General features: G+C 69.5%; 16 protein-coding genes and 1 pseudogene. 7 read left to right on the plus strand and 10 right to left on the minus strand.

What is annotated here, in order from left to right; all coding sequences use genetic code 11:
• Positions 1-67: 67 nt before the first annotated feature.
• Together ACFPA8_RS15575 and dnaB are read right to left on the minus strand one after the other, a co-directional pair.
• Positions 68-460: pseudogene (locus ACFPA8_RS15575) on the minus strand (TnsA-like heteromeric transposase endonuclease subunit); the annotation flags it as partial.
• Positions 461-838: 378 nt separating this feature from the next.
• Positions 839-3493, minus strand: coding sequence for a replicative DNA helicase (gene dnaB / locus ACFPA8_RS15580; protein WP_386448535.1), 2655 nt, complete (start codon positions 3491-3493; stop codon positions 839-841).
• 587 nt (positions 3494-4080) lie between these two features.
• Between dnaB and ACFPA8_RS15585 the strand changes: the two genes are divergently transcribed.
• Positions 4081-5391: an MATE family efflux transporter gene (locus ACFPA8_RS15585; RefSeq protein WP_386448538.1), complete on the plus strand. Its 1311-nt coding sequence runs from the start codon at positions 4081-4083 to the stop codon at positions 5389-5391.
• Positions 5392-5615: 224 nt separating this feature from the next.
• On the opposite strand, the gene rplI is transcribed toward ACFPA8_RS15585, so the two are convergent.
• The 4 genes from rplI to rpsF all read right to left on the minus strand — a co-directional run bounded on the left by rplI (position 5616) and on the right by rpsF (position 7369).
• Entirely contained in the window at positions 5616-6062 is a 447-nt protein-coding gene (gene rplI, locus ACFPA8_RS15590; RefSeq protein WP_386448541.1) for a 50S ribosomal protein L9, read from the minus strand.
• A gap of 18 nt (positions 6063-6080) precedes the next feature.
• A complete protein-coding gene (rpsR, locus tag ACFPA8_RS15595; RefSeq protein WP_003978893.1) occupies positions 6081-6317 on the minus strand; it encodes a 30S ribosomal protein S18 in 237 nt (78 codons plus the stop codon).
• A 74-nt stretch (positions 6318-6391) separates the two neighbouring features.
• The gene (locus tag ACFPA8_RS15600; RefSeq protein ID WP_386448544.1) at positions 6392-6964 is read right to left on the minus strand and encodes a single-stranded DNA-binding protein; all 573 of its coding nucleotides are present in this window, start codon (positions 6962-6964) and stop codon (positions 6392-6394) included.
• Positions 6965-7078: 114 nt separating this feature from the next.
• Positions 7079-7369, minus strand: coding sequence for a 30S ribosomal protein S6 (gene rpsF, locus ACFPA8_RS15605; RefSeq protein ID WP_028430506.1), 291 nt, complete (start codon positions 7367-7369; stop codon positions 7079-7081).
• A 221-nt stretch (positions 7370-7590) separates the two neighbouring features.
• Between rpsF and ACFPA8_RS15610 the strand changes: the two genes are divergently transcribed.
• On the plus strand, positions 7591-7890 hold the full coding sequence (locus ACFPA8_RS15610) for a hypothetical protein (protein WP_386448547.1): 300 nt from the start codon (positions 7591-7593) through the stop codon (positions 7888-7890).
• A gap of 121 nt (positions 7891-8011) precedes the next feature.
• Here the strand turns inward: ACFPA8_RS15610 and ACFPA8_RS15615 are convergent, their stop codons facing one another.
• Positions 8012-8158, minus strand: a complete 147-nt coding sequence (locus tag ACFPA8_RS15615) for a hypothetical protein (RefSeq protein ID WP_386448550.1) — start codon at positions 8156-8158, stop codon at positions 8012-8014.
• Between the two features lie 75 nt (positions 8159-8233).
• Between ACFPA8_RS15615 and ACFPA8_RS15620 the strand changes: the two genes are divergently transcribed.
• On the plus strand, positions 8234-8593 hold the full coding sequence (locus ACFPA8_RS15620; protein WP_386448553.1) for a UBP-type zinc finger domain-containing protein: 360 nt from the start codon (positions 8234-8236) through the stop codon (positions 8591-8593).
• 168 nt (positions 8594-8761) lie between these two features.
• Here ACFPA8_RS15620 and ACFPA8_RS15625 read toward each other — a convergent pair whose 3' ends face one another.
• Positions 8762-9706, minus strand: coding sequence for a DUF5996 family protein (locus ACFPA8_RS15625; RefSeq protein WP_386448556.1), 945 nt, complete (start codon positions 9704-9706; stop codon positions 8762-8764).
• Positions 9707-10031: 325 nt separating this feature from the next.
• On the opposite strand from ACFPA8_RS15625, the gene ACFPA8_RS15630 reads away from it, so the two are divergent.
• The 3 genes from ACFPA8_RS15630 (at position 10032) to ACFPA8_RS15640 (ending at position 13934) form a co-directional block, all read left to right on the plus strand.
• Positions 10032-11516, plus strand: coding sequence for an MFS transporter (locus ACFPA8_RS15630; protein WP_386448558.1), 1485 nt, complete (start codon positions 10032-10034; stop codon positions 11514-11516).
• Positions 11517-11710: 194 nt separating this feature from the next.
• Positions 11711-12829, plus strand: a complete 1119-nt coding sequence (locus tag ACFPA8_RS15635; protein ID WP_386448561.1) for a lipid II:glycine glycyltransferase FemX — start codon at positions 11711-11713, stop codon at positions 12827-12829.
• A 73-nt stretch (positions 12830-12902) separates the two neighbouring features.
• Complete coding sequence (locus ACFPA8_RS15640) at positions 12903-13934, plus strand: alanine racemase (RefSeq protein ID WP_386448564.1); 1032 nt, start codon at positions 12903-12905, stop codon at positions 13932-13934.
• Between the two features lie 184 nt (positions 13935-14118).
• Here ACFPA8_RS15640 and ACFPA8_RS15645 read toward each other — a convergent pair whose 3' ends face one another.
• On the minus strand, positions 14119-15201 hold the full coding sequence (locus ACFPA8_RS15645) for an inositol-3-phosphate synthase (RefSeq protein WP_386448567.1): 1083 nt from the start codon (positions 15199-15201) through the stop codon (positions 14119-14121).
• Between the two features lie 48 nt (positions 15202-15249).
• On the minus strand, positions 15250-15957 hold the full coding sequence (locus ACFPA8_RS15650) for a PadR family transcriptional regulator (RefSeq protein WP_386448570.1): 708 nt from the start codon (positions 15955-15957) through the stop codon (positions 15250-15252).
• A 382-nt stretch (positions 15958-16339) separates the two neighbouring features.
• Here ACFPA8_RS15650 and ACFPA8_RS15655 point away from each other — a divergent pair, with 382 nt between their 5' ends.
• Positions 16340-19036: a transglycosylase domain-containing protein gene (locus ACFPA8_RS15655; RefSeq protein WP_386448573.1), complete on the plus strand. Its 2697-nt coding sequence runs from the start codon at positions 16340-16342 to the stop codon at positions 19034-19036.
• Positions 19037-19148 lie beyond the last annotated feature (112 nt).

A 19148-nucleotide genomic window follows, 5' to 3' on the forward strand; every position in this document is an offset into this window, starting at 1 on the left:
CGTCGGCGCAGCCGCGACGAGCGGTTCGAGGCGATGATCGCCGCTTGCCGCAGGCACGTCGACGGGCTTACGCGGTCATTGTCGACGGGATGACGGTGCGGCGGCGGACGCGACTGGGCACCGCCCACGCCCGCCGCGCCGCCCACACGTTTCCCAGTTCAACGGACGGGGGCTCACTCCAGACCTCGTACTTCCATGCGCGCGATTCCACCACCCGCCGGGTCCAGCTGAAGGTGAACTCCACCTCCGGCTTGGCCAACCGATGCAACGGTTTGACGTCGCCAACCACCGGCGTCTGCCCGGTGAGCAGGAGATAGTCCGGGATGTGCCGCCACACCTCCCCCTCCAGCACTGTCTTCAACAGGAAGGGCTGGGCCGCGACGCCGCGTACGGACGGATCGAAGTCAGCGAATAGCAACCGTGACAGTTCCAGGCGCGACTCGTAGATCACGTGGTCGCGCCTCGTCGCCGACTAGTAAATACCCGAGTAATGCTTCTGGCCCTTGTACCAGCGGAGAGTCCGCCACGGACAAGCCGACTGCAGAAGGTCGACAGGGGCCGTAGCCCAGTCCCGGTCCTCCACAACAGCACCACGCTGCTGACGGATACTCACCGTCGCAGTGACACTGCCCATCGCGCACCCCCACCCCACGGGGCAACGACCCGTACGGCCAAGGGTGTCAGCGGAGAAACAACGGGCAGAGCGGGCTGGACCTCCATCACCCGAAAAGGTGAGAACCCCCACCAGCGAGTCTCACGAAGACGGCATAAGTGCCGCCGATGTGCCATCGGACCTGAGACTGTGCCGCGAAATCTGAGTCCCTACAGCGCCGCCCGGTCAGGTCTGTGCCATGTCCACGAAACGCGAGTAGTGCCCCTGGAAGGCGACCGTGATCGTCGCCGTCGGCCCGTTGCGGTGCTTGGCCACGATCAAGTCGGCCTCGCCCGCCCGCGGGGACTCCTTCTCGTACGCGTCCTCGCGGTGCAACAGCACGACCATGTCGGCGTCCTGCTCGATCGAACCCGACTCACGGAGGTCGGAGACCATCGGCTTCTTGTCGGTACGTTGCTCAGGACCACGGTTGAGCTGCGAGAGCGCGATGACCGGAAGCTCCAGCTCTTTGGCGAGCAGCTTGAGGTTGCGGGACATCTCCGAGACCTCCTGCTGACGACTCTCCGGACGCCTCGAACTGCCCGTCTGCATCAGCTGGAGATAGTCGATCACCACGAGCTTCAGATCGTTCCGCTGCTTCAGGCGACGGCACTTGGCCCGGATCTCCATCATCGACAAGTTCGGCGAGTCGTCGATGTAGAGCGGCGCTTCCGTGACGCCCGGCATCTGCCGGGCCAGCCGCGTCCAGTCCTCGTCCGTCATCGAACCCGACCGCATGTGGTGCAGCGCCACCCGGGCCTCGGCCGACAGCAGCCGCATCGCGATCTCGTTACGCCCCATCTCCAGCGAGAAGATCACGCTGGGCATGTTGTGCCGGATCGAGCAGGCACGCGCGAAGTCGAGGGCGAGGGTGGAGTTGTGGGTGGGGATCATCGACCGGGTCGCGAGGTACAGGTGTGCGGGATTGTCCACCTGCACGCACCGGACCGGGACGGAGCCGACCCGCTCCACGTCCTTGATGAACCGCCGCTTCAGCCTCGGTGTGACCGGACGGCGGCGGTCCCGGTGCGTCTGCTGCTTGCGGCTCAGCCGGAACACCTCGTCGTCGGTGCTGAAGGTGACGGTGTAGCAGGTCGTGGAGTCGGCCGACTCGGCCGACTCGGCCGACTCCGCCGACCGCCCCCTGACGCGCTCGGCAGCCACCCCGCACCGGTGGCCGAGGCTCATGACGAGTTCCCGGAACCCGTCGGCGAGGGCCCGGTCGGTGACGGTGAACTGAACCGATCCGGTCGGCTTCACCGTGCCGGCGGTGTCGAGGAGTCCGGCCAGCAGCGCCCGGCGCTGGGGGACGGAGGCCCGCAGGTACTCCCCGGGGATGTGCCCGTTCCCCGGCAGCCCCGTGTCACGGAGGAGGACGGGCAGTCCGCCGTGCCGTTCGGTGCATGTGGCGCAGCCTGGTTCGGCGAACGGGGAGAAACACTCGCTGCCGCAGTCGGCGCACGCGGCGTGCGGGACCTGCCCTGGGACAGCCTCTGCCCTGCCCCCGCAGGACTCCTCGATGAGGTCCAGCAGTTCCGGGTCCGCCGTGGTGGACCTCGTCGCGTCGCCGGCCCGGGCCCCCAGCCACGCCCCCAGCGCGTACGGCGGAACCGGAAGCTCGCGCTCAGGGAGGTCGAGCGGCGCGGCGTTGGCCACGGAGTGGTTCGAGCGCCCGTCTGCGGTGACGCACCGCACCGTCTGGGCGATCTCCTTGGTGGTCCTCACCGAGGCGCAAGTCCGCTGTTTGCGGGACCCGTTGCGTCCGTCGGCGCCCTGCTGGGCAGAGCGGCGGGAGGCGCGGGTGTCGGTGAGCCACTGGTGCTCGGCGTCGGCGACGACGCTCGTACCGTCGTCGAAAGTGATCCGGTAGCAGGGGCGGTCGTGCATGACGCCGGTCGCGGCGACGACACGTGTCGGCCTCCCGTCGGCGTCCAGGAGGTGGTCCCCCTCCCCGACTTCGCCCATCGTGGTCCACCCGGTGGGGGTGGGCAGGGGGGTGTCGAGTGCGAGCGCCTTTCCCATCGCGGGCCGCGCCGCGATGACGATCATCTGGCCCGGGTGCAGTCCGTTCGTCAGCGAGTCCAGGTCGGTGAAGCCTGTCGGTACGCCCGTCATCTGGCCGCTGCGGGAGCCGATCGCCTCGATCTCGTCGAGTGCGCCCTCCATGATGTCGCCCAGCGGGAGGTAGTCCTCGGAGGTGCGCGCCTCGGTGACCTGATAGATCTCCGCCTGGGCGGAGTTGACGATGTCGTCGACGTCGCCGTCGGCCGCGTATCCCATCTGGGTGATGCGGGTGCCCGCCTCGACGAGCCTGCGCAGCACCGCGCGCTCGTGCACGATCTCCGCGTAGTACTCGGCGTTGGCGGCAGTGGGCACCGTCTGCACGAGGGAGTGGACGTAACCGGGGCCGCCGACGCGGCCGATCTCGCCGCGGCGCGTGAGTTCGGCGGTGACGGTGATGGGGTCGGCGGGCTCGCCCTTGGCGTAGAGGTCGAGGACGGCCTGGTAGACGAGTTCGTGCGCGGGGCGGTAGAAGTCGTGGCCCTTGAGGACCTCGACGACGTCGGCGATGGCGTCCTTGGACAGCAACATGCCGCCGAGGACGGACTGTTCGGCTTCGAGGTCCTGCGGAGGCACCCGCTCGAAGGACGCGGCGACGGGGACCGCGGCGTCCGCGCCTCGGTCGTGCTGTTCGACGTGGCCGCCGTCGCGTCCTCCGCCCGTGCCGCCGTGACGTTGGCGCGCGACGGGGAACCTGTCGCCGGCGTGGGCCTGTTGGCCGCTCCGGGTGTGGGAGTCGGCGGCCCAGACGTCCTCGACGTGCTCGGGTTGCTGAGTCACCCGGCCACCTCCTCCCCGTCCGGCGGTCGTGCAGGACCGGACCTCCGCAGTGCCCCTCTTTCTTACGGCACCGCTCTGACAATGGCCGCCCGGCTCCGCTTCCGGCGCGTCGAGGCCATGGTGTCGATGAGGGTCAAGTGGGCGGGCGCTGCACTACGTTATGGCGGCGCGTGGCGTCAGCCAATCTTGTTATCCACAGGGGGGTGTGGATGACGTGGCGCTTCCTGTGGAGAAGGCCGCGAAAGCTGTGTACGGCTCGGGGGACAGGCTTGTGGAGAAGTGCGGTCGCCCGATCGTCGGCACCCTCTGACCTGTGGCTATGAAGTCCACCGCCTGTGTGCGTGAAAAAATCCGGCCTCCGGCGCGAGATCGTTACACGGGACGGCGTACAGGTGCCCGGCCCTTACCCCCACTGCACAGAAGTAATAGACCATAGCCCCTTGCAGTCATTACCTGTGGATGTTTGTATCGAACCCATGCCCGACCGCCCCGCGTCTCGTTGCACCCCTGGCTCGCCCCCCGGTTCCGGACCGGGCCCGCACCGCCCCGAAGGCCACCCCGGCACCGCAGCCGACCGTCGCGCCCTCATGCGCCGCCACGACCGCGAGATCGTCTCACTCGCACTCCCGGCCTTCGGCGCGCTCGTCGCGGAGCCCCTCTTCGTCATGGTGGACAGCGCCATCGTCGGCCACTTGGGCACACCGCAGCTCGCCGGTCTGGGAGTCGCTGCGGCGCTGCTGCAGACCGGCGTCAACATCTTCGTCTTCCTCGCCTACGCGACCACCGCCGCCGTCGCACGCCGCGTCGGGGCCGACGACCTGCCCGCCGCCATCCGCCAGGGCATGGACGGCATCTGGCTGGCGCTGCTGCTGGGGGCCGCCGTCGTCGTGACCGTGCTGCCGAGCGCGCCCGCGCTGGTCGACCTCTTCGGGGCCTCGTCCACCGCTGCGCCGCACGCCGTGACGTATCTGCGCGTCAGCGCGCTGGGCATTCCCGCCATGCTCGTCGTACTCGCGGCGACCGGAGTGCTGCGCGGCCTGCAGGACACCAGGACACCGCTGTACGTGGCGGTCGGCGGCTTCTCCGCGAACGCCGCGCTCAACTTCCTGTTCGTCTACGGGTTCGGGCTGGGCATCGCCGGGTCCGCGTGGGGGACCGTGCTGGCGCAGTGGGGCATGGCCGGGGTGTATCTGTTCGTCGTGGTACGCGGCGCGCGCCGGCACGGGGCGTCGCTGCGGCCGGACGCCGCGGGGATCCGGCAGTGCGCGCAGGCAGGAGCGCCGCTGCTGATCCGTACTCTTTCGCTGCGGGCCGTTCTGATGATCGCCACAGCTGTGGCGGCACGGCTCGGGGACGCGGACATCGCCGCGCACCAGATCGCGTTGACGCTCTGGTCGTTGCTGGCCTTCGCACTGGACGCGATCGCCATCGCCGGGCAGGCGATCATCGGCCGTTACCTGGGGGCGGGGGACGAGGCGGGTGCGCGAGCGGCGTGCCGGCGGATGGTCCAGTGGGGGGTCGTCTCAGGGGTCGTGCTCGGTGTGCTCGTCGCGGCGGCGCGTCCGGTGTTCATGCCGTTGTTCACGGCGGACGGAGCGGTGATCGAAGCGCTGACGCCCGCGTTGCTGGTGGTGGCGGTGACACAGCCGGTGGCCGGGGTGGTCTTCGTACTGGACGGAGTCCTGATGGGCGCCGGGGACGGGCCGTATCTGGCCGGGGCGATGCTGGTGACACTGGCCGCCTTCGCTCCGGTGGCGCTGCTGCTGCCCGGTTGGGGCGGTGGGCTGACCGAACTGTGGTGGACGGTCGCCGGATTGATGATGAGCGTCCGGCTGGTGACGTTGTGGCTGCGGGCCCGATCCGGACGGTGGGTGGTGACGGGCGCCGTGCGGACCTGACGAGGCGGGGCACGGGAAGGGACCACGGCGCGGAGGAGCCGCGGCCGTAGCCCGTGCCTCGTCGGTCGCCGTCGTGAGCCGACGCGGCGTCTGCCGAAGCGCCGGGCAGGCAGAAGGGCCGCACCCCGCCGGAACGGGATGCGGCCCTTGGCCGTGCTGCTGCCGGACAGCCGGCGGGCAAAGGCCCGGACCGTCCGGCGGCAGCGGCTGCGATCAGCTGCCGGTCACGCCGCAACGACGTCGACGTCGACCTTCGCCAGAACCTCGGCGTGCAGGCGTACCGAGATCTGGTGGGCGCCGAGCGTCTTGATGGGCGAACCCACCTCGATGCGGCGCTTGTCGATCTCCGGACCGCCCGCTTCCTTGACGGCAGCGGCGATGTCGGCCGGAGTGACGGAGCCGAACAGACGGCCCTGGTCGCCGGCGCGCACCTTCAGGCGGACGTTGACGCCCTCGAGCCGGGCCTTGACCTCGTTGGCCTGCTCGATCGTCGCGATCTCGTGGATCTTGCGAGCGCGGCGGATCTGCTCGACGTCCTTCTCGCGGCCCTTGGTCCAGCGGATGGCGACACCACGCGGGACCAGGTAGTTGCGGGCGTATCCGTCGCGAACCTCCACGACGTCGCCCGCGGCACCGAGACCGGAGACCTCGTTGGTAAGGATGATCTTCATCTATTGGTCACCCTTCCCTTATCGAGCGGTCGAGGTGTAGGGCAGCAGCGCCATCTCACGGCTGTTCTTGACGGCCGTCGCGACGTCACGCTGGTGCTGGGTGCAGTTGCCGGTGACCCGGCGGGCACGGATCTTGCCGCGGTCGGAAATGAACTTCCGCAGCAGGTTCGTGTCCTTGTAGTCCACGTAGGAGATCTTCTCCTTGCAGAACACGCAAACCTTCTTCTTCGGCTTGCGAGCAGGCGGCTTCGCCATGTCTCTCTCCGTTGAGTTTCAAGAAGTGTGTGACTGTCGGGCCCGCCCTCGGCCGTACGCACGCGGCGTGACGGTCAGAAGGGGGGCTCGTCCGAGTAGCCGCCGCCGGAGCCGCCGCCCCAGCTTCCGCCGGAGCCGCCCTGACCGCCGCCGGCCGGAGCACCGGTCGCCCACGGATCGCCCGCGGGTGCCCCTCCGCCCTGCTGGCCGCCCTGGCCTCCGCCCCAGCCGCCGCCACCCTGGCCGCCGCCACCGCCGAATCCGCCGCCCTGCGAACCCCGGCCGCTGGTCTTGGTGACCTTGGCCGTGGCGTTGCGGAGGCTGGCGCCGACCTCGTCGACGTCCAGCTCGTAGACCGTGCGCTTGATGCCCTCGCGGTCCTCGTACGAGCGCTGCTTGAGGCGGCCCTGCACGATGACGCGCGTCCCCTTGGTGAGGGACTCGGCGACGTTCTCCGCCGCCTGCCGCCAGACCGAGCACGTCAGGAACAGGCTTTCGCCGTCCTTCCACTCGTTGGTCTGCCGGTCGAAGGTGCGGGGAGTGGACGCGACGCGGAACTTCGCGACCGCCGCACCCGAGGGGGTGAAGCGCAGCTCGGGGTCGTCGACCAGATTGCCGACGACCGTGATGACGGTCTCGCCTGCCATGGTGAACCTCTCGGCGGGTACTGCTGGCTGCTTGGGGCTTCGGTGGCTTCAGTGGCTCGTTGGCGTACTGCTGCTACCCGGTTGTCCGGCCCGTGTGCCTCTGTGAGCTGACGCTCAGTGGGCGGCGGGGCGGAGGACCTTGGTCCGCAGAACCGACTCGTTCAGATTCATCTGACGGTCGAGCTCCTTGACGGTTGCAGGCTCGGCCTGCAGGTCGATGACCGAGTAGATGCCCTCAGGCTTCTTGTTGATCTCGTAGGAGAGCCGGCGACGGCCCCAGGTGTCGACCTTCTCGACCTTGCCCTGGCCGTCACGTACGACGGACAGGAAGTTCTCGATCAGCGGCGAGATCGCGCGCTCCTCGAGATCGGGGTCGAGGATCACCATCACCTCGTAGTGACGCATGTGGAACCCACCTCCTCTGGACTCGCGGCCACGGTCGTTCCGTGGCAGGAGGGTCGTGATGCGTTCTGCACGGACACCCGCAGGCGTGTGCAGACCGTTCAGCCTACCCGGCTTCGGCCTTCCGGTTGAAATCCAGGGGCAAGACGCCGCAATCTGGACGCAACGGTGTGAGCGGCGTCACCCGGACTCCGCCCGAGGCCGCCCTCTGCAGGAGGTGCCGCATGGCACAGGCAGTACGGCAGAACCCGATCTCGATGCTCCGCGCCGACCGCAGGGCCCATCCCCTCGAGAACTCCTTCGCGGCGGTGACGCTGCTGCTCGGCGTCGTCGCGTTCCTGACAGCGATGTGGCCCGGCCTGCACGTGCTCAGCGCCTGGACTGGCCTGGTGGGCGTCCTGACAGGCGCGTGGGGCCAGTTCATCTCGGCGTCGACGGGCGAACGCTTCGCGTTGATCATCGGGATGGGCGGGGCCGCCTTCGGGTTCTACCTCGGCATGGCACACGGCGGGCTGCTGGCCTAGTGGCGGTCGCGGGCGTACGTCCGGCGGGGCCGGGAGCGCCCGGCGATCAGCCGAACGTGTGACACGTCGTCGCCGGGCTGTCATCGGCTGCTGTCGGCTGTTGTCGGCTGCCGGCACCCGTTCACCGCCTGCCGGCGCTCTTCGCCGCGATCGCCGCTCCCGGTACGCGTCGCCCGTCCGCCCTGCCGGGCCCGCCGGTGACGGCGGTGACGCCGGTGACGTCCGCCGTTCCGTCCGCCGATTCCCGTTCGTCCGGCTGCGTCCGCACGCCGGAACAGAGACCGGTACGGCCGCACCGGCCGTACCGGCAAGCGAGGGACAACCGAGGGAGAGGAGCTGTCACATGGCACAGAACCAGGTTCCCGGCATCGATCCCACCGCTCCGCCCAGCGGCTCCGGGTGCGTGGAGTGTTCAGCGGGCGACGGTCCCGGATGGTGGTTCCACCTGAGGCGTTGTGCTGCCTGCGGGCACGTCGGATGCTGCGACTCCTCCCCCGGGCAGCACGCCACGATGCACGCGGTGGAGGCGGGGCATCCGTACCTGACCAGCTTCGAGCCGGGGGAGGACTGGTACTGGAACGCGGAGACAGAGCAGGTCCTCGAAGGCCCGACCCTGGCCCCGCCCACCTCGCACCCGCAGTCGCAGCCGACTCCCGGCCCCGCGGGCAAGGTCCCTGCGGACTGGCAGCGCCAGTTGCACTGACGGTGCCGGGTGCCGGTCGGAGGCCGGGTGCCGGAGGCCGGGTGCCGGTCGGCGCCGGACGAATGGGCACCGGCCGGTCGAGCGCTGGGAGGCCTGACGGACCTCGTCCGTCAGGCCTCCCAGCCGTCGGGACGCGACCGGCCGTCGCGCCCCGCCCGGCGCAGTTGCTCAGCCGTGCCGGCTGAGCAACTGCTGATCCGTCACCCCGTGCGGGCTCGCGAACCGGTCGATGTCCCAGTTCGCCCGTACGGCCGCCGCCCGGTACGCACTGCCGTAGAAGTCCAGCACAGCGGTACGGGGATCGGCCTCTGCCCGTGCGTCGTCGTACCGCAGAAGCGCGAGGTGCCCGCCGTTCTGCGCGGCCCAGTGTGCCTGCCGCGGACTGAGCCGTTCCTGTTCCAGACCCGCGGGTTCGGGGGCTGCATAGGCGTAGAAGGCGGGTTCGGGGAGCTTGTCGTCACCGAACCAGAAGCCGAAGCTCGTGACCTCCTCCGAGTAGGCCTCGCGGGTCACCGGATCGGTCTGCGGCGGCTGCTCGACATGGCGCCCCGAGAAGCGGGTGTGCGCGATGTCGAACGTGTGCCAGAAGTGGTGGACCGCGCTGCTCTTGCCGGAGAAGCCGGCGGCGAACTCCTCCAGCACGAGCGCGACCTGGCTGAGGACCTGCCAGTAGCGGTTCGCGTGTTCGGGGTCGTACGTGGCGTGCTCGGTGTCGCGCGCGAAGGGCCTGGAGGAGTCGGGCAGGTCGAAGGGCTCGGGGTGGGGGATCTCCGCGTGGATGCCGAGGTCGGCGAGCGTCTCCAGGGTGTGGGCGCGGAAGGACGCCACCGACTGGCCGAGGAGCGGGAAGGACACGGCGGTCCCGTCGAGCGTCGCCACGACGAGCTGGTGGTCGACGAAGTCGAAGTCGATGGTGAAGACGGGGTTGCCGTCGGACTGTCCCATCGGACGGGTGGTGATGCCGCGTCCGGTCACGTGGAACGGCACGTGCCACCAGTGGTTGCGCCGGGGGCTCGAGGTGAGCCGGATCTTGCCGATCAGCTGCTCGAAGCGGTGCAGGGTCTCCTTGGTGTCCCGCCATTCGGCGAGCGGCAGGGGCGGGAAGAGCTCCATGGCGTCCGTCCCCCTTCCTCTCCTGTGCTGCGCTGGAGTTCGCTGGGGTGGTGCGGCGTCTCCCGGTCGGCACCGTGGATCGCGCACCGCCGGGAGGCGTTGCGGCGACGCGTCGCAGCGACGCTCCGCGCCGACGCGCTGTGGAACAGGCGCTCCTCGGGGCGTTCCGAAGGGCTCGAAGGCTCGTGCGCGCGCCCCGGGAGTGGCCGTGCTGCGCTTCCCATGATGACGACGTCGGCATGGTTCGGCATGTGCACCGACGAAGCGCCCTCCCGCTGCGGCGTGCTCCCCGGCGTGCGCGACCGTCCCGCCCCAGGATGGAGCCATGAACGCTGCCCGCGCAGGTGACGTCCCCATGGCCGGCGCCACGGGGCGCTGGGTGCTGTTCGCGACCGTGCTCGGCTCCAGCATGGTCCTGCTGGACGGCACGGTGGTGAACGTGGCGCTGCCACGTATCGGCCGGGATCTGGGCGCCAGTCTCGCCGGTCTGCAGTGGGCCGTGAACGCCTATCTGCTGACGCTCGCCGGCCTGATCCTGCTGGGCGGTTCCCTGGGCGACCGCTACGGCCGACGCAGGGTCTTCGTGGTGGGCGTCCTGTGGTTCGCGGTCTCGTCCGCGCTGTGCGGCTTCGCGGTGAACGCGGAGATGCTGATCTGGGCGCGTGCGCTGCAGGGAATCGGCGGTGCCCTGCTGTCGCCGGGCTCGCTCGCGATCATCCAGGCCGTGTTCCGTCCCGCGGACCGTGCTCCTGCTGTGGGGATGTGGGCGGGGCTGGGCGGCGTGGCCGGGGCCGTGGGGCCGCTGCTCGGCGGGTGGCTGGTGGGCGGTCCGGGCTGGCGCTGGGTGTTCCTGATCAACGTGCCGCCGGCGGTGCTGACGGTGCTGATCGCCATGCGTCACGTGCCGGAGACGCGGGACGAGACGGCGAGCGGACGGTTCGACGTTCCGGGTGCGGTGCTCGCCGCACTGAGTCTCGGCTCGCTCACCTACGCCCTGACTGCGGCCTCGACACAGCCCGTGACCGCGGTCGCCACGGGCGCCGCCGCCGTCGTCCTCGGTACAGCGTTCGTCCGGACGGAACGGCGCGCCCTCCAACCGATGATGCCGCTGTCTCTCTTCTCCTCCCGGCTGTTCTCGACGACGAACGTCGTCACTGTGCTCATCTACGGGGCGCTGTCCGCGGTTTCGTTCTTCCTCGTGCTACAGCTGCAGACCACCGCCGGATTCTCACCGCTGCTGGCGGGTCTGGCACTGCTGCCGCTCACCTTGCTGATGCTGGCCTTCTCCAGCCGGGCGGCCCGGCTGGGCAGCCGGATCGGACCGCACATCCCCTTGACTGCGGGGCCCGTGATCGCCGCCGGCGGCGTGCTGCTCATGCTGCGGATCGGGCCGGACGCCTCGTACTTCGCCGACGTGCTGCCCGCGGGCATCGCCCTCGGCGCGGGCATGACCCTGCTGGTGGCGCCCCTCACGGCGACGGTGCTGGACTCCGTCACCGTCGTCCGGGCGGGCACGGCGAGCGGCGTCAACAACGCGGCCGCCCGCACCGGCGGCCTGATCTCCGTGGCGGCCATCCCCGCGATCGTGGGCCTGTCCGGCGACGAGTACAGATCGCCCGCCGACGTCGACGCCGCGTTCCAGGGCGCGATGGTCAGCTGCGCCGGGCTCCTGCTGGTGGCGGCCGTGGTCTCGCTGCTGGCGGTGCGGGCCGAGGCGCCGGCGCCCGAGTCGGTGGACGCGGTCTGCACGACGTGCTCGGTGACGGTGCCGCCGCCGACCGCGGAGCGGCAGCCCCACGAGGGCGGTTGACGTCTCGCCGCCGGCCTCCGACCGGCTGCTGATCTCCCCTTACCGGCCGCCCGTCCAACACCCGTGACCCCGCTCGCAGTTCCGGACCGCGCCCGCTCGCGCCCCCCGGACGCCGGGGCGCAGGCAGTGGTCCCTCGCGGACGCACAGTAGGCTTCGCGGCGAGTTACTTACCTGCGCCGGAGGAGCGTCCCGCATGAGCCTGACCCTGAGGACCATCAGCCGTGAGCAGCATCTCGCGTACATCCGGAACCTTCCTTCGGCGAGCCACTGCCAGGTGCCTGCCTGGGCGGACGTGAAGGGCGAGTGGCGGTCGGAGAATCTGGGCTGGTTCGACCGCGACGGTGAGCTGGTGGGTGCGGGGCTGGTGCTCTACCGGCAGCTGCCGAAGGTCAAGCGCTATCTCGCCTACCTGCCCGAGGGACCGGTCATCGACTGGTACTCGCCGCACCTTGAGGAGTGGCTCCGCCCGATGCTGGCCCACCTGAAGCAGCAGGGCGCGTTCTCGGTGAAGATGGGCCCGCCGGTGGTCATCCGGCGGTGGGACGCCCCGGCGATCAAGCGGGGCATCCAGGACCCCGATGTGAAGCGGCTGCGGGACGTCCAGGCAACGCACATCGAACCGCGGGCCTTCGAGGTGTCGGACCGGCTGCGCCGCATGGGCTGGCAGCAGGGCGAGGACGGCGGCGCCGGCTTCGGGGACGTCCAGCCGCGTTACGTCTTCCAGGTTCCGCTCGAAGGACGTTCGCTGGAGGATGTGCACAAGGGCTTCAACCAGCTGTGGCGCCGCAACATCAAGAAGGCCGACAAGGCCGGGGTACAGGTCGTGCAGGGCGGCCTGCAGGACATGGACGACTGGCAGCAGCTGTACGAGATCACGGCGGAGCGGGACAAGTTCCGGCCGCGTCCGAAGGCGTACTTCGAGCGGATGTGGAAGGTGCTCAACGCCGAGGACCCCAACCGGATGCGGCTGTACTTCGCCGAGCACGAGGGCGAACGCATCGCGGCGGCGACGATGCTGATCGTGGGCGGCCACGTCTGGTACTCGTACGGCGCCTCCGCCAACCACAAGCGGGAGGTGCGGCCGTCGAACGCGATGCAGTGGCGCATGCTGCAGGACGCGTACGCGCTCGGCGCGAGTGTCTACGACCTCCGCGGCATCAGTGACTCACTGGACGAGAACGACCATCTCTTCGGGCTCATCCAGTTCAAGGTGGGGACCGGGGGAGAAGCGGCGGAATATCTCGGCGAGTGGGACTTCCCGCTCAACAAGCTGCTGCACAAGGCGCTCGACATCTACATGTCGCGGCGCTGACCGGCGCGGCCCGCCGCGCAGACGCAGGTCTCAACAGACCGAGACGACCCGAAAGAAAGGTGCCTTACCGGCCATGGCGCTCACCCTCTACGTCGACACCGATCGCTGGCGGGCGCATCAGCTGTCTGTCATCCAGCAGTACCCGGGGATCGTCCCCGTCTGCAAGGGAAACGGCTACGGCTTCGGTCATGAGCGGCTGGCCGACGAGGCCACCCGTTTCGGCAGCGACATCCTGGCTGTCGGCACGACCTACGAGGCCGCTCGTATGAAGGACTTCTTCGGCGGGGACCTGCTGGTGCTCACCCCGTTCCGCAAGGACGAGGAACCGGTGCCGCTGCCCGACCGTGCGATCCGGTCGGTCTCCTCCGTCGAGGGCGTCGGACTGATGCGCGGTGCGCGGGTCGTCATCGAAGTGATGAGCAGCATGAAGCGTCACGGCGTCACCGAGGAGGACCTGCCGAAACTGCACGCCGCGATCGACGAGGTGCGGCTGGAGGGTTTCGCGATCCACCTGCCCCTGGACCGTACGGACGGGTCCGACGCCGTCGACGAGGTCATCAACTGGATGGACCGGCTGCGGGCGGCACGGCTGCCGCTGGACACGATGTTCGTCAGCCACCTCGGGCCGGACGAATTCGCGCGGCTCCAGCAGCAGTTCCCGCGTACGAACTTCCGGGCGCGGATCGGTACGCGGCTGTGGCTCGGGGATCACACGGCCACGGAGTACCGGGGTTCGATCCTGGACGTGACGAGGGTGACGAAGGCCGACCGGTTCGGCTACCGGCAGCAGAGGGCCCCGGGTGACGGGTGGCTCGTCGTCGTGGCGGGCGGCACGTCGCACGGTGTGGGGCTGGAGTCGCCGAAGGCCATGGCAGGGATGACGTCGCGGGCGAAGGGCGTCGCCCGTGCGGGGCTCGCCACGGTGAACCGCCACCTCTCGCCGTACCTGTGGGGCGGCAAGCAGCGGTGGTTCGCGGAGCCGCCGCACATGCAGGTGTCGATCCTGTTCGTGCCCGCCGACGCTCCGGAGCCGAAGGTGGGCGAGGAACTCACCGCGCAGCTGCGGCACACCACGACGATGGTGGACCGCACGGTCGACCGCTGACGCGGTGGGCCGAAGCACCCTTCGCGGCACGTGCAGGGGGCGCAGGAGGCGCGCGGGAAGGACGGGGCCCGCGCCGCGGTGGCACAGGCCACCGCGGCGGACCCCGCGACTCCGCCGGCGCTCACGGGGCTTCTGCGAAGCTCCGCGGCGCCTCAGTGCCGCAGCCGACGCGTGTGCGAGCTGTTCAGCGCTCGACCTTCCCGTCGATGAACGCCTGGACCTGCTCGCGTGCTTCGTCGTCGTAGTACTGCACCGGCGGCGACTTCATGAAGTAGGACGAGGCGGAGAGGATCGGTCCGCCGATGCCCCTGTCCTTGGCGATCTTCGCGGCGCGCAGCGCGTCGATGATGACGCCGGCGGAGTTGGGCGAGTCCCAGACCTCCAGCTTGTACTCCAGGTTCAGCGGTACGTCGCCGAAGGCCCGTCCCTCGAGCCGCACATAGGCCCACTTGCGGTCGTCCAGCCATGCCACGTAGTCGGACGGGCCGATGTGCACGTTGTCGGCGCCCATGTCGCGGTCGCGGATCTGCGAGGTGACCGCCTGCGTCTTGGAGATCTTCTTCGACTCCAGCCGGTCCCTCTCCAGCATGTTCTTGAAGTCCATGTTGCCGCCGACGTTGAGCTGCATGGTGCGGTCGAGGATGACGCCGCGGTCCTCGAAGAGCTTGGCCATGACGCGGTGCGTGATGGTCGCGCCCACCTGCGACTTGATGTCGTCCCCCACGATGGGGACTCCCGCCTCGGTGAACTTCTCCGCCCACTCCTTGGTGCCCGCGATGAAGACGGGCAGCGCGTTGACGAACGCCACGCCCGCGTCCAGGGCGCACTGCGCGTAGAACTCCACGGCTTCCTGGGAGCCCACGGGGAGATAGCAGACCAGGACGTCGGCCTCGGCGTCCTTCAGCGTCCGGACCACGTCGACGGGTGCGGCGTCCGACTCCTCGATGGTCTCGCGGTAGTACCTGCCCAGCCCGTCGAGGGTGTGGCCGCGCTGGACGGACACCCCGGAGGGCGGCACGTCGCAGATCTTCACGGTGTTGTTCTCACTCGCGCCGATGGCGTCGGCCAGGTCGAGTCCGACCTTCTTGCCGTCCACGTCGAAGGCGGCGACGAACTCCACGTCACGCACGTGGTAGTCGCCGAACTGGACGTGCATCAGGCCCGGCACCTTGCTGCCCGGGTCGGCGTCCTTGTAGTACTCGACGCCCTGCACCAGTGAGGCAGCGCAGTTGCCCACGCCGGCGATGGCTACACGAACCGAACCCATTCCGGTTGCTCCCTGTGTTGATCGGTGGGACCCCGTTCGTACGGGATCTCAAGCGGTGTCCTCGGACGGATCCGGCAGCGGGGTACCACCCCTGTGCCGGGGCCGGCCGTCCGCGTCTCCTGAAGTGCGCGGCGGGGGCCCGGACTTGGCCTGCCGCCCGGGTGAGGTCCGCTCTTCCCGGCCGCGCCCGCTCCGCTCGCTCTCGATGAGCTCGTTGAGCCAGCGGACTTCACGCTCCACGGATTCGAGCCCGTGGCGCTGCAGTTCGAGGGTGTACTCGTCGAGCCGTTCGCGTGTGCGGGCGAGGGAGGCGCGCATCTTCGCCAGTCGCTCCTCCAGGCGGCTGCGCCTCCCCTCGAGCACACGCATCCGCACCTCGCGCGAGGTCTGCCCGAAAAAGGCGAAACGGACACCGAAGTGTTCGTCTTCCCACGCGTCCGGTCCGGTCTGTGAAAGAAGTTCCTCGAAGTGTTCTTTTCCTTCGGCAGTCAGCCGGTAGACGATTTTCGCCCGGCGTACGGGCAGTGAGGCGGAGCGCGCGTCGCGCTCGTGGGCCTCCTGCGGGTGTCTGTGCTCCTCCGTCAACCATCCCCGTTGCACAAGGGTCTTGAGGCAGGGATAGAGCGAGCCGTAGCTGAAGGCGCGGAAGACACCGAGCGAGGTGTTGAGCCGCTTTCGCAGCTCATAGCCGTGCATGGGCGCTTCACGGAGCAGGCCGAGCACGGCGAACTCGAGGATGCCGGCGCGTCTGCTCATGCTCCACCGCCCCCTTCGGCACTGCCCGGCCGTCCACTTCCCCCAACGCGAGGTATCTCGCGCTGATGTATCGGCTCGATACATCTGAACGATAGGCCGAGCGCCGTCGGGCAACAAGAGGGACGGGGGTGAAGGGACTCACATCTCAACTTCGTGCAAGGGAACTTGTTCCGATTGAGATGAATGCAGGCTAAGTCATGTTTTGGAGCTGCGTAGTCTGTGCGCGTGCAGACCACCACCGGGAACCAGAAGACGCCCGCGCGCGTCATCGTCCTGGGTGCAGTGCGACCGGCCGACGGACAGTCGGCGGGACGTACTCGGGGGGACCAGACGTCAACTGCCACCTTCAGGCGAGAGCGCCTGCCCGAGGAGTAGCTGTTCCATGAGCGAGCACCGTCGAAAGCCGCCACAGGGGCGCGGTCGGCGCGCAGCGCAGCCGTCGCCGTCATCAGGCACCGGCCGGCGTTACACGCAGCCGCCGCAAGGAGGCGCTTCCAGCTCGTACGGCCCCCGCGCCGACGCCCGACGAGCGGCGCCGCGCGGGGGGAGCGGCGGCAGGCGCCGGGCGTCCAGCCCCGCAGCGGGCGCTGCCGGCGCCGGAGCGGGCGCGGGCGCGGGCATGGGTATCCCCGGCATCGGCGGGGGAGGACGCGGCCGGGGCGGCGGGATGCCGCCCGGCAGGGGTGGCGGCCGAGGGCGCTACCAGCCGCCGCCCAGAAAGCGGTTCATCGACTACCCGCGCTGGAACAGGACGGGCCTGAGCCGTTGGGTGCCGTCCTGGAAGCTGGTGCTGGGAGCCTTCGCCGGCTTCGTCGGGGCGATCATCGGCCTCTCCGGCATCGCGCTGGCGATGGTGGACGTGCCCGACCCGAACAAGACCACGGAGCAGCAGAAGAACGTCTACTACTGGGCCGACGGTTCGCAGATGGTGGTGGCGGGCGGCGGCGACCAGAACCGCCAGATCGTGCCCCTCTCCCAGATCCCCGAGTCGATGCAGGACGCGGTGATCGCCGCCGAGAACGAGACGTTCTACGAGGACGCCGGTGTGGACCCGGTCGGCATCGTCCGTGCGGTGGGACGCATGGCGATGGGCGGTGACACGCAGTCCGGTTCGACGATCACCCAGCAGTACGTGAAGAACACCTACCTCGACCAGTCGCAGACCCTGACGCGAAAGCTGAAGGAGCTGTTCATCTCCATCAAGGTGGGTGCCGAGAAGGAGAAGCCGGAGATCCTCGCGGGGTACCTCAACACCGGCTACTACGGGCGAGGTGCGTACGGCATCCAGGCGGCCGCCCAGGCGTACTACCGCGTCGACTCCAAGAAGCTGAACCCGAGCCAGGCCGCGTTCCTCTCCGCGACGCTCAACGGCCCGAACCTCTACGACCCGGCGGGCGGCGTGGGTTCGGCGGCCACGCCGGAGAAGAACCGTCAGCGTGCGGAGGCACGCTGGAAGTGGACGCTGGACCGCGAGGTGCAGACGGGCCGGATGAGCAAGGCGGAGCGGGCCAAGTACCAGGAATTCCCGACGCCGAAGCAGCCGAAGAAGTCGACCGAACTCAAGGGCCAGAAGGGCTACATGGTCGACGTGGCCAACAACTACATCACCGCGAACAGCGAGACGATCGACGACCGCCGTCTCAAGCAGGGCGGCCTGCGCATCTACACCACCTTCGACAAGAAGAAGATGGCGCAGATGACCTCGGCGGTGGAGCGGGTGCGCAAGGCGAACATCGACCCCAAGGAACGCGACGTCGACAAGTACGTCCAGTTCGGCGGCGCTTCGGTGAAGCCGAAGGACGGTGCGATCGTCGCGATGTACGGCGGCGAGGACGCCACCACGCACTTCACCAACAACGCCGACTACACCGGCGTCCAGGTGGGATCGACCTTCAAGCCGTTCGTCCTCGCGGCGGCGATGCGCGACGGCGTGCGCGACCCCGAGGGGCCGGAGGTGCAGGGCGCGGACGCCCGTACGCCCGTCTCGCCGAAGAGCGTCTACAACGGCGACAACAAGGTCAAGCTGCGCAACTACAACGGCACCATCTGGCGCGACAAGGAAGGCAAGGAGTGGCGCCAGCGCAACGACGGCAACGAGAGCCGCGGCGAGATCGACCTGCGTGAGGCGATGCAGTACTCGGTCAACACCCCCTACATCCAGCTCGGTATGGACGTCGGGGTCGACAAGGTCGCGGACGCGGCGCTCAAGGCGGGCCTGAACGAGGACAGCCTCGCCCGCAGGACCCCGACGTTCTCCCTCGGTACGTCGGCGCCCAGCGCCATCCGCATGGCGAACGCCTACGCGACGTTCGCGAGCAGCGGCATGGCCTCCGAGCCGTACTCGGTGAAGAAGGTCGAAGAGGACGGCACGAACGTCTACGAGCACCAGCCGAACGTGAAGAGCGCTTTCGAGGCCAAGGTCGCGGACAACGTCACCAACGTTCTGCAGACGGTGGTGCAGGACGGCACCGGTACGGCGGCCAAGGGCCTGGGCCGTCCCGCCGCGGGCAAGACGGGAACGACGGACGACAACAAGTCGGCCTGGTTCTCGGGTTACACGCCGCAGCTGTCGACGTCGATCGGCATGTGGCGCGTCAACGACAAGGCCAAGGTGCAGAAGTTCCTGAAGATGTACGGCGTGGGCAACCAGGATTCGATCCACGGTGCGTCCTTCCCCGCCGAGATCTGGACGAAGTACATGACGGGCGCGCTCCAGGGGCAGCCCCTCCAGAACTTCCCGGAGCCGGCCCCCATCGGCGGCAAGATCTTCGGCCCGGGCGCCAGCCCGTCGCAGACGGCCCCGCCGAGCGACGCACCGTCGCAGGACCCGTCGCAGAACCCGTCCCAGTCGCCGTCGCAGTCGCCTTCGCTGCCCTCACCGTCCGAGACGTGTGACAACCCGTTCGGGTGCAACGACCAGGGCCAGGTCAACGGCGGCAACGACCAGGGCCAGGACGGCGGCAACGACCAGGGTCAGGACGGCGGCAACACCGGCGGTGAAGACGGCGGTGGCGGAGACGGCGGAGGTGACGACGGCGGAGGCCTCTTCGGCGGTCCGGAGGGCCGCACGAGGGAGTAGCTCCACCGCCGGGCTCCCGCCTCCGGGCACCGCCCCGGCAGCATCCGGCCTCCAGCCGCTGTGAGGCCACAGCAGCCCCGTCACGGGTCACCGTGACGGGGCTGCTGCCGTA

It is taken from the genome of Streptomyces ovatisporus (genome assembly GCF_042653885.1).
Taxonomy (GTDB): Bacteria; Actinomycetota; Actinomycetes; order Streptomycetales; family Streptomycetaceae; genus Streptomyces; species Streptomyces ovatisporus.

Excerpts from the sequence above, each read along its gene's own strand:
- ACFPA8_RS15585 (WP_386448538.1), top strand. The coding sequence starts at position 4,081 with ATGCGCCGCCACGACCGCGAGATCGTCTCACTCGCACTCCCGGCCTTC.
- ACFPA8_RS15650 (WP_386448570.1), bottom strand. The coding sequence starts at position 15,957 with ATGAGCAGACGCGCCGGCATCCTCGAGTTCGCCGTGCTCGGCCTGCTC.
- ACFPA8_RS15600 (WP_386448544.1), bottom strand. The coding sequence starts at position 6,964 with ATGGCAGGCGAGACCGTCATCACGGTCGTCGGCAATCTGGTCGACGAC.
- ACFPA8_RS15635 (WP_386448561.1), top strand. The coding sequence starts at position 11,711 with ATGAGCCTGACCCTGAGGACCATCAGCCGTGAGCAGCATCTCGCGTAC.
- ACFPA8_RS15645 (WP_386448567.1), bottom strand. The coding sequence starts at position 15,201 with ATGGGTTCGGTTCGTGTAGCCATCGCCGGCGTGGGCAACTGCGCTGCC.
- ACFPA8_RS15620 (WP_386448553.1), top strand. The coding sequence starts at position 8,234 with ATGGCACAGAACCAGGTTCCCGGCATCGATCCCACCGCTCCGCCCAGC.
- ACFPA8_RS15610 (WP_386448547.1), top strand. The coding sequence starts at position 7,591 with ATGGCACAGGCAGTACGGCAGAACCCGATCTCGATGCTCCGCGCCGAC.
- ACFPA8_RS15655 (WP_386448573.1), top strand. The coding sequence starts at position 16,340 with ATGAGCGAGCACCGTCGAAAGCCGCCACAGGGGCGCGGTCGGCGCGCA.
- ACFPA8_RS15640 (WP_386448564.1), top strand. The coding sequence starts at position 12,903 with ATGGCGCTCACCCTCTACGTCGACACCGATCGCTGGCGGGCGCATCAG.
- rpsF (WP_028430506.1), bottom strand. The coding sequence starts at position 7,369 with ATGCGTCACTACGAGGTGATGGTGATCCTCGACCCCGATCTCGAGGAG.
- ACFPA8_RS15630 (WP_386448558.1), top strand. The coding sequence starts at position 10,032 with ATGAACGCTGCCCGCGCAGGTGACGTCCCCATGGCCGGCGCCACGGGG.
- ACFPA8_RS15625 (WP_386448556.1), bottom strand. The coding sequence starts at position 9,706 with ATGGAGCTCTTCCCGCCCCTGCCGCTCGCCGAATGGCGGGACACCAAG.
- rplI (WP_386448541.1), bottom strand. The coding sequence starts at position 6,062 with ATGAAGATCATCCTTACCAACGAGGTCTCCGGTCTCGGTGCCGCGGGC.
- rpsR (WP_003978893.1), bottom strand. The coding sequence starts at position 6,317 with ATGGCGAAGCCGCCTGCTCGCAAGCCGAAGAAGAAGGTTTGCGTGTTC.